Annotated in this window: 8 protein-coding genes and 1 pseudogene; 7 read left to right on the plus strand and 2 right to left on the minus strand. The window is 64.7% G+C overall.

Annotated elements, in window-relative coordinates; all coding sequences use genetic code 11:
• The first annotated feature begins 96 nt into the window (after window positions 1-96).
• Window positions 97-2325 (plus strand): primosomal protein N', encoded by a 2229-nt coding sequence (locus QZV93_RS15100; RefSeq protein ID WP_295559454.1) that lies wholly within the window; start codon window positions 97-99, stop codon window positions 2323-2325.
• An 83-nt stretch (window positions 2326-2408) separates the two neighbouring features.
• On the opposite strand, the gene QZV93_RS15105 is transcribed toward QZV93_RS15100, so the two are convergent.
• Both QZV93_RS15105 and QZV93_RS15110 read right to left on the minus strand, forming a co-directional pair.
• Window positions 2409-2702, minus strand: a complete 294-nt coding sequence (locus tag QZV93_RS15105) for a hypothetical protein (protein WP_295559455.1) — start codon at window positions 2700-2702, stop codon at window positions 2409-2411.
• 202 nt (window positions 2703-2904) lie between these two features.
• Window positions 2905-3387 carry a BA14K family protein gene (locus tag QZV93_RS15110; RefSeq protein ID WP_295559456.1) on the minus strand — a complete coding sequence of 161 codons (483 nt, stop codon included), beginning with the start codon at window positions 3385-3387 and terminating at the stop codon, window positions 2905-2907.
• Between the two features lie 378 nt (window positions 3388-3765).
• Here QZV93_RS15110 and QZV93_RS15115 point away from each other — a divergent pair, with 378 nt between their 5' ends.
• The 6 genes and pseudogenes from QZV93_RS15115 to QZV93_RS15140 all read left to right on the plus strand — a co-directional run.
• Window positions 3766-4326 carry a F0F1 ATP synthase subunit delta gene (locus QZV93_RS15115; RefSeq protein WP_295559457.1) on the plus strand — a complete coding sequence of 187 codons (561 nt, stop codon included), beginning with the start codon at window positions 3766-3768 and terminating at the stop codon, window positions 4324-4326.
• A 107-nt stretch (window positions 4327-4433) separates the two neighbouring features.
• Entirely contained in the window at window positions 4434-5963 is a 1530-nt protein-coding gene (atpA, locus tag QZV93_RS15120) for a F0F1 ATP synthase subunit alpha (protein ID WP_295559458.1), read from the plus strand.
• Between the two features lie 95 nt (window positions 5964-6058).
• The gene (locus tag QZV93_RS15125) at window positions 6059-6940 is read left to right on the plus strand and encodes a F0F1 ATP synthase subunit gamma (RefSeq protein ID WP_295559459.1); all 882 of its coding nucleotides are present in this window, start codon (window positions 6059-6061) and stop codon (window positions 6938-6940) included.
• Between the two features lie 38 nt (window positions 6941-6978).
• Window positions 6979-7290, plus strand: coding sequence for a hypothetical protein (locus tag QZV93_RS15130; protein ID WP_295559460.1), 312 nt, complete (start codon window positions 6979-6981; stop codon window positions 7288-7290).
• Between the two features lie 51 nt (window positions 7291-7341).
• Window positions 7342-7743, plus strand: coding sequence for an organic hydroperoxide resistance protein (locus QZV93_RS15135; protein ID WP_295559461.1), 402 nt, complete (start codon window positions 7342-7344; stop codon window positions 7741-7743).
• A gap of 20 nt (window positions 7744-7763) precedes the next feature.
• Window positions 7764-8238, plus strand: a pseudogene (locus tag QZV93_RS15140) (F0F1 ATP synthase subunit beta); the annotation flags it as partial.

An 8238-nucleotide genomic window follows, 5' to 3' on the forward strand; every position in this document is an offset into this window, starting at 1 on the left:
TAGATAGGTGGTGAGGGCGGCCGTCAGCCCGCCCCATCTTTCCGCCTAAGCTCTCGTTCTGATGTACTGGTAGCTTCTAATCCGGCAGCAGCCCACTTGGATAGCCTTCTTGGCCTTAATGAAAAGGGTGAAAGCGCCGCGCGGGTCCTCGCGCCGGTGCTGATGCCCGGTGCGCCCCTCAACCAAACCTACGATTACGTGGTGCCGTACGGCCTCGCCATCGAGCCGGGGGCGTTCGTGCTGGTGCCGTTCGGCGCGCAGACGCGGATCGGCGTGGTCTGGGATGCTCCGGTCGGCGGCAGCGAGAAGCCCGTAGATCCCAAGAAGATGAAGGCGTTGACGGAGCGACTCGATGTTCCGCCCCTTCCGTTGACGTCCCTCCGGTTCGCCGAATGGATCGCGGGATATACGCTCGCACCACTCGGGATGGTGGTGCGTATGATGATGAGCGCGCAGGCGGCTTTCGAGCCGGCGAAGCCGCGCTTCGGCGTCAGGATCGTGCCGGATGCGGCGGAGCCCACCCGCATGACTCCGGCCCGGAGGCGTGCGCTGGATCTCGCCAAGGATGGGCAGATCCGGGCCAAGTCGGCGCTGGCAACGGAAGCAACCTGCAGCACAGGTGTCGTCGACGGGCTCGTTGCGTCCGGCAATCTGGTCGAGGTGGTGATTCCCGAGCGGCGCTTTCCGGAGCCAAACCCGGAGCACCGCGCGACCGACTTCACGCCTGCGCAGGCGGAGGCAGTGCATGGGCTCGTGTCGGCTGTCCACGGGGCGGGATTCAGCGTCTCGCTGCTGGATGGCGTCACGGGATCGGGCAAGACGGAAGTCTACTACGAAGCGGTGGCGGAGACGCTGAGGCACGGACGACAGGCGCTGATCATGCTGCCCGAGATCGCGCTCACGGGGCAGTTCATGAGCCGGTTCGTGGCGCGCTTCGGATGCCTGCCGGCGGAGTGGCATTCGGCCCTTTCGGTGCCGGAGCGTGGACGCGTGTGGCGGGCGGCGGCAACGGGAGAGGCGCGCGTCGTGGTGGGAGCGCGCTCGGCGCTGTTTCTGCCGTATCGGGATCTGGGGCTCGTGGTCGTGGACGAGGAGCACGACGCGGGGTTCAAGCAGGACGACCGCGTGCACTATCAGGCGCGCGATCTGAGCGTCGTGCGTGGCAGTCTCGGCAAGTTTCCCGTGGTGCTGGCCTCGGCGACGCCATCCATCGAGAGCCACGTCAACGCGCGGACGGGGCGCTATCGTCATATCGTGCTGCCGGGACGCTTTACGGGCGCGGAGCTGCCGGACGTCTCTCCCATCGACATGCGGGCGCATCCGCCGGAGAAGGGGCAATGGCTGTCGCCGGTGCTGGTCGACGCGGTGGCCTCGACGCTCGCAGACCGGCAGCAATCTCTGTTGTTTCTCAACCGCCGGGGGTACGCGCCGCTCACGCTGTGCCGCAGCTGCGGCCATCGCTTCGAATGCCCGCAGTGCACGGCCTGGCTCGTCGAGCATCGCTTTCGCCGCCGCCTCAACTGCCATCATTGCGGCTTCTCGCTGCCGATGCCGGAGGCGTGCCCCAAGTGTGGAGAGGTCGGATCGCTCGTGGCGTGCGGGCCGGGTGTGGAGCGCGTCGCGGAAGAGGTCAAAGAGCGCTTTCCCGAGGCGCGGCTCGCGCTTCTGTCGTCCGATCTCATTCCTGGTCTCGAGGAGATGCGCCGCATCATCGGCTCCATCGAGAGCGGAGACGTGGACATCATCATCGGCACGCAGATCGTCGCCAAGGGGCACAACTTTCCGCTGCTGGCGACGGTCGGCATCGTGGACGGCGATCTCGGTCTTTCCATGGGTGCCGATCCGCGTGCGGGCGAGCGGACGTTCCAGCTGCTGCATCAGGTGACGGGACGCGCGGGGCGCGCGCTGACGAAGGGGCGCGGCTACATCCAGACGCACATGCCGGAGCATCCGGTCATGGCGGCGATCATCTCGGGTGATCGGGAGAGTTTTCTCGAGCGGGAGATCGACATGCGCCGGCGGGGGCTGCTGCCTCCGTTCGGACGGCTGGCGGCGCTCGTCATCTCGGCGCGCGACAAGGATCTCGCCGAGACGTTCGCGCGCGAGGTTGCGAAGCGTGCACCGCGCGCGGATCAGATCGAGGTGCTGGGACCGGCCGAAGCGCCGATTTCCGTCGTGCGAGGCCGCCATCGGTGGCGCCTGCTGGTCAAAGCCCCCCGGGACAAGAACATCCAGGGCTATCTCAGGGCGTGGGAAGAGGCGCTGCCCAAGATCGGCGGGGATCTGCGCCTCACCGTCGATATCGATCCCTATAATTTTCTCTAGCGCGTGGTGGGGCCAGACACGCTTGTGGCCCGCCGTCGTCCTTGGACGATGCGGGCCACGCGCTCGGGTGCGAGGTGACTGGACTAGCGGCCGTGCGACAGGATCGTGCCCACGGCGAGGACGCCGAGACCGATCGCAAGGCCCTTTGCGATATCCTTGCCGTGATTGTGGCGGTGGCGCTTGTAGCCATAGCGATAGCGCGGGCCGTAATCGTAGCCACGGTAGCGCGGGCCATCGTCGTAGCGCGAATACCCACGATCGTAACCGCCACCATAGCGGCCGTAGTGGGCGCTCGCTGCCGTGGCAAGCGGGCTCAGGTTCGCGACGGCAAGGGCGGCGATCACGGCCGCGGAGGTGGTGAATTTCTTGAACGACATCTCAGGTTCCCCTTCGTTCCGATCCATGCGCCGAGACTCCCCGGCACGTTGGAACGATTGATAACGGAGGGGGGCTGAACTCACCTTGAACAAGGCTTGCAGCTTCCGTTCATGTTGCTTGGTGGAGCGTAAACGCCGCGCCGGACAGCTTTTTCAGGCCGCCGGCGCGTGTTCGGTATCGTATCGCCTGTGCAACCTTACGCTATCTCAGATAGGGGCAAAGTTTGCGCCGTCCGTCGTTGGCGAGGAAGGTTCCGGATCGACGATCGAACGAGCGATAGCGTGCTTCGCAGCGTGCCACGGCGTCGCCTTCGTCCGCGTAGACGTAGGCCTCGTCGTCGTCCTCGTAGTAGCCGTCGTCGTAATACGAAGGCCCATAGTCGTAATAATAGTACGGTCCGCCGTAGAAGCGCGGACGGAAGTGATGATGGTGGTGGTGTCCGCCGCCGCCGTGCCAGTGGCCGCCGCCATGGCCGTGAAAGTGCCCTCCGTGGCCATGGCCGCCGTGGCCGTGTCCCCCGTGACCGTGGCCACCGCCCTTGTGGATCTGGATGACGGGCCGCCCCGCATCGACCTTGGACAGTGCGCTTCCCATGTTGGCTGCTGCCGGTGCGGCGCCGGCGACCGTTGCCGTCAACGGCAGGGCCAGCAGCGCAGCGAGGGCCGCCACTCTTGTGCTCCTCATTGCCTTATTACTCCATCGCTCGCATTTCAGGGTCTTCCCGCGCGATCCACGCAGCCTTGCCGGGCATGTGGGGTCTCCTCCGTAGAAATCCTACGGGAGGCTTGCCGTTCGGCATTTTTTCTCCGATGCGGCGTCGCTTAGGCGCGGCCGGGGTGGGGTGATGAAAGGCCGCGGAATTGCGTCGTTGCAGCCTCCTGTGGCCGGTTGAAGCATCGTGGCGTACATGATACAGAACCGCGGGTTTTCGGTCGGGGGATCGTACGGGCTGGCAAAGTCGCCGGCGGCGTGGTCCTTCCCGCTCGCATCATCCTTGAAAATTTAGCTGTGGCTTCGGCCGCGGGGCGCCTCCAACCCCTTGAGCACGCGAGATTTCCTGACGTGGCGACAGAAGAACCAATCGTAGCCGGTGTGGCAGGGCGCTACGCGGCCGCCTTATTCGACCTCGCAGTCGAACAGAACAAGGTCTCCGAGGTCGAGCAGGATCTCGTCAAATTCCAGCAACTTTACGACCTGAGCCCGGATCTTCAGCGGCTCGTCAAAAGCCCCGTTATTGCCGCCGACGATCAGGTGCGGGCGCTTTCGAGCGTGCTCGACAAGGCCGGTGTTGGCGGGCTGGCCAAGAATTTCTTCAGCCTGGTGGCCCGTAACCGCCGCCTGTTTTCGGCTCCGGGCATGGCGCGCGCGTTCGTGGCGCTGGCTGCCAAGGCCCGTGGGGAGGTGACCGCCGAGGTCATCAGCGCTCATCCGCTGACCGAGGCGCAGGCCGCGGCGCTCAAGGCGCAGCTCAAGGACACGGTCGGCAAGGACGTGACGCTGGCCGCAAAGGTCGATCCGTCCCTCATTGGTGGGCTGATCGTCAAGCTCGGCAGCCGCATGGTCGATTCGTCGCTCAAGACGAAGCTTTCGAACCTCAGCCTTTCGCTCAAGGGAGGCATTTGACGCCAACCGGCGCTCGCCTTCCGAGAAAGAAACGAACAGCGCGCCCTCCGGTGCGTGACAAGATCAGAAACACATAGAGAAAACGCCCCAAGAGACGAGGTCAAGTGATGGACATCCGGGCTGCAGAGATCACCTCGATCCTGAAAGATCAAATCAAGAATTTCGGCAAGGAAGCCGAGGTTTCCGAGATCGGCCAAGTGCTGTCGGTGGGTGACGGTATCGCGCGCGTCTACGGTCTCGACAACGTGCAGGCCGGCGAGATGGTCGAATTCCCCGGCGGCATCCGCGGCATGGCCTTGAACCTCGAAGCCGACAACGTCGGCGTCGTCGTGTTCGGCGACGACCGCACCATCAAGGAAGGCGACAACGTCAAGCGTACGGGCGCCATCGTCGAGGTTCCGGTCGGCAAGGGTCTTCTCGGCCGCGTCGTGGACGGCCTTGGTAATCCGATCGACGGCAAGGGCCCGATCAAGTCCGACACCAGGAAGCGCGTCGACGTCAAGGCGCCCGGCATTCTGCCCCGCAAGTCGGTGCATGAGCCGATGGCCACCGGACTCAAGGCGGTCGACGCCCTCATCCCGGTCGGCCGCGGCCAGCGCGAGCTGATCATCGGCGACCGCCAGACCGGCAAGACCGCCATCATTCTCGACACGTTCCTCAACCAGAAGTCGATCAACGCCGGCACCGACGAGAGCGCCAAGCTCTATTGCGTGTATGTCGCGGTCGGCCAGAAGCGCTCGACGGTTGCCCAGTTCGTCAAGGTGCTCGAGGAGCGCGGCGCGCTGGAGTACTCGATCGTCGTCGCTGCCACCGCGTCCGACCCGGCGCCGATGCAGTACCTGGCTCCGTTCACGGGCTGCACGATGGGCGAATACTTCCGCGACAACGGCATGCACGCCGTGATCGCCTACGACGACCTCTCGAAGCAGGCCGTCTCCTACCGCCAGATGTCGCTGCTGCTGCGCCGCCCGCCCGGCCGCGAAGCCTATCCCGGCGACGTTTTCTATCTCCATTCGCGCCTGCTCGAGCGCGCGGCCAAGCTGGGCGACGCTTCCGGCAAGGGCTCGCTCACGGCGCTGCCGGTCATCGAGACGCAGGCCAACGACGTGTCGGCCTACATTCCGACCAACGTGATTTCGATCACGGACGGACAGATCTTCCTCGAGACCGACCTCTTCTATCAGGGCATCCGTCCGGCGGTGAACGTCGGATTGTCAGTGTCGCGCGTCGGATCGTCGGCGCAGACGAAAGCGATGAAGCAGGTTGCCGGCAAGATCAAAGGCGAGCTCGCGCAGTACCGCGAGATGGCGGCCTTCGCCCAGTTCGGCTCGGACCTCGACGCAGCAACGCAAAAGCTGCTCGCGCGCGGCGCGCGCCTGACGGAGCTTCTCAAGCAGCCGCAGTTCTCGCCGCTCAAGATGGAAGAGCAGGTGGCGGTGATCTTCTCCGGCACGCGCGGCTATCTCGACCCGCTGCCGGTCTCAGCAATTGGCAAGTTCGAGGCGAGCCTGCTTACGGCGCTGCGCGACGAGAAGTCGATTCTCGACGCCATTGCCAAGGACAAGGCGATGAGCGACGACACCGAGAAGAAGCTCGTCGCATTCCTCGACACGTTCGCGAAGAATTTCGTCGCTTGAGCTCGAGGCTTCACCACTCCATGGCCGGGTTCGATCCGGCCATGGAGTAAGGACAACGGCGTCGCAAGACGCGATGAGGGGAAGCAAGGCGCGCCATGCCGAGCTTAAAAGATCTCAGAAACCGCATCTCCTCCGTCAAGGCGACGCGGAAGATCACGAAGGCCATGCAGATGGTGGCCGCGGCCAAGCTGCGCCGTGCGCAAGAGGCCGCGCAGGCCGCGCGTCCCTATGCCGAACGCATGGATGCCGTGCTCGCCGCTCTCGGCCAGAGCATCAATCGCGACAATGCCTCGCCGCTGCTCGTCGGTACCGGTCGCGATCAGACCCATCTTCTGGTGGTGGCGACGGCGGAGCGCGGCCTTTGCGGCGGCTTCAACTCGAATATCGCCAAGCTGGCGCGGGCCGACGCGCTGAAGCTGCTTGCGGCCGGCAAGACGGTGAAGATCGTGACCGTCGGACGCAAGGGCGCGGACAACCTGCGCCGCGATCTTGGCCGCAACATCGTCGAGCGGCTCGACCTGCGCGGCGTGCGTCAGCTCGGCTTTGCGAATGCGGAAGAGATCGCCAACAAGATCCTCGCCATGTTCGATGCCGGCGAGTTCGACGTGGCGACGCTGTATTTCTCCGAGTTCAAGAGCGTCATCGCGCAGAAGCCGACGGCGCTGCAGCTCATTCCGGCCAAGCTGCCGGAAGGCGGGGAGGCGAAAGCCGGTACGGCCCAGCCGGTGGTGGAGACGGAGCCCGACGACGAGGCGGTGCTCGGATATCTGCTGTCGCGCAACCTCTCGACGCAGATCTTCCGTGGTTTGCTCGAGAACGCCGCCTCCGAGCAGGGCGCGCGCATGAGCGCCATGGACAGCGCAACGCGCAACGCAGGCGAAATGATCAACAAGCTGACGGTGAAGTACAACCGCCAGCGTCAGGCGAACATCACCAAGGAACTCATCGAGATCATCTCGGGCGCGGAAGCGCTCTAATGTCGGTTCGAGGCTCGTTGCCAGGGAGGTTGGTCAACATGAACGCGAAGCGGATTGCTGCGACGGCCATTCTCGCGGTGGCTCTTCATGGCTGCGGCCAGAAGGGGCCGGAGGAGCCGAGCGAGCAAAGCATGCAGGCCGGCCTGGCCGAATGTGCGAACGGCGGCTGCAAGGACTTCAAGAAGACGTCCTGCGCGACTGTCGCCGTCGATCCGGCCTCACCGTCGCAGAACGTTTTCAAGTGCCAGTACAGCTATGTGCCGGGCGCCGATGCGGCTGCCGGCACGAAAACCGACGAGAAGTGCTTCAACCCGGACGGAAGCGTCACTGCTGCCGACCTCTGCAAGTAGCTGGCGACACGCAAACTCGAAGCTCGAAACCCAGAAAAGCGATGGTCTCACATGGCCTATAAAACGACAGCGACGACCAAAGGAGGACGCGACGGCCGGTCCATCCTCGCGGACGGCAAGCTCGCGTTGGCCATGGCGCTTCCGAAAGAGCTCGGCGGCTCGGGCGAAGGTCATAATCCTGAGCAGCTTTTCGCGCTCGGATACTCCGCGTGCTTTGGGCAAGCCATTCTCGTGCTAGCCAAGAAGCACGGGCTCGACGGTCAAGCCGCCAAGGTGACCGCCGACGTGACGCTCAACACCACCGACGGCTTCTCGCTCGCCGTCGATCTCACGGTTTCGCTTCCCGGCGCGGACAAGGCCGCTTTGCAGGCTCTCGTCGAGGAAGCGCACACGATCTGTCCCTATTCAAAGGCGACGCGCGGGAACATCCCCGTCACGCTGTCGATCGCCTGATCATTCGACTGGAGAGGAAAATGGCAAGCAAGGTTGGTAAGGTTCGTCAGGTCATGGGCGCTGTCGTCGACGTGCAGTTCGACGAGCATCTGCCGGAAATTCTGAACTCGCTCGAGACCAAGAACCACGGCAACCGCCTCGTGCTCGAAGTTGCGCAGCACCTTGGCGAGAACACGGTTCGCACCATCGCCATGGACTCGACCGAAGGTCTGGTTCGCGGCCAGGAAGTCATCGATACCGGTGCTGCCATCTCGGTGCCGGTCGGCGAGGAGACGCTGGGCCGCATCATCAACGTCATCGGCGAGCCGGTGGACGAAGCTGGCCCCGTCAATAGCAAAGCGGTGCGCGCCATCCATCAGTCCGCTCCCGCGTTCGCCGATCAGGCGACGGAAGCGCAGATCCTGGTGACGGGCATCAAGGTCGTCGACCTGCTCGCGCCTTACGCCAAGGGCGGCAAGATCGGCCTGTTCGGCGGCGCCGGCGTCGGCAAGACCG

Origin of the sequence: uncultured Hyphomicrobium sp., assembly GCF_902826555.1 — a bacterium.
Lineage (GTDB): Bacteria > Pseudomonadota > Alphaproteobacteria > Rhizobiales > Hyphomicrobiaceae > Hyphomicrobium_C.